General features: G+C 30.2%; 1 protein-coding gene. It reads right to left on the reverse strand.

The annotated features are described in order from the left end of the window. On the reverse strand, positions 1 to 511 hold a 511-nt coding region (locus tag FY049_RS22195; protein WP_446084429.1), incomplete at its 3' end, for a BapA/Bap/LapF family prefix-like domain-containing protein. Between the last annotated feature and the right edge of the window lie 560 nt (positions 512 to 1071).

A 1071-nucleotide genomic window follows, 5' to 3' on the forward strand; every position in this document is an offset into this window, starting at 1 on the left:
CTTGAGTGACATCGTTATACGCTTTTTCTGCGGCTTCAACTGACGCTGTTGCATTCTTCAGATCTGTCGCATTTTTATTATCATTCCCGTCATCACTAAGACCATTAATCCCAAATCCAATTCCAGCAAGTAGTAGCCCAGCTACACCACCAGCCTTCAATCCAGTAATTGCTAAATCATCGTATAATAATGGAGAGATATTTGAAATCGATTCATAAACTGCCGTTACTAATGAACTATTATGTTCAGTAGTAAACTTAACCCATAACAATTCATCATCATCGTTTAACACTAGACTACTAGTGTTAGGATTAAAATTCTTAATTGTAAGAATTTCACCATTCCTTAACATTATAACCAGTTCATTTCCTTCAATTTTATAACTTAGAACATCCTCTTTTTTAATATCCAAAATTATTACAGAACTTTCTGACAGTAAAATCGTTTTTTGATCAATCGTTTCAAATAACTTTTGATGAGTTGTTTTAGAAATAACGCTAATTTTTTGCATGTGATATTCTTCCTATTTTATAAACCTAACAAATACAATGTTAATTCATAAAAATACCAAGTTCATCACATTTATTATGTTCTAATCAACACAAAATATTTTAATACATACAAAAAAATAAATTCACTACATTAATTTCATTTTCACAACATTCATATTTCAATAAATGAAAAACCAAAATCATTTCATTAATTGTGTTTTAAACAACACTTGTGTATTTTAATGCAATACATCGTTATTTTATCCAAACTTCGCTTGTGAGAACCTAACCATTAGTTTTTACTTGTTCATTTCGATTGAGAGCGCTTACTCTAGAGTCTTCCCCCTAATTTTACATTTTCAAATATAAAACAATAAATTAAAACTATACTTACCACAACTTATTGACAATACAGCTTTCTATTATAAGCACAATCTTATAGATCGAATCAATCTATTCATCTTCTAGGATCTAAGGGGCTTTGTTGCACAAACCTGTTCTTAAAGGCTTCTTTAGCAATATAATTTTCGAATGAAGAAGCCTACTCCGAAAATCTATCGTACTATCAATTGGTCCTCGC

Source organism: Acinetobacter sp. 1125_18A (assembly GCF_052824985.1).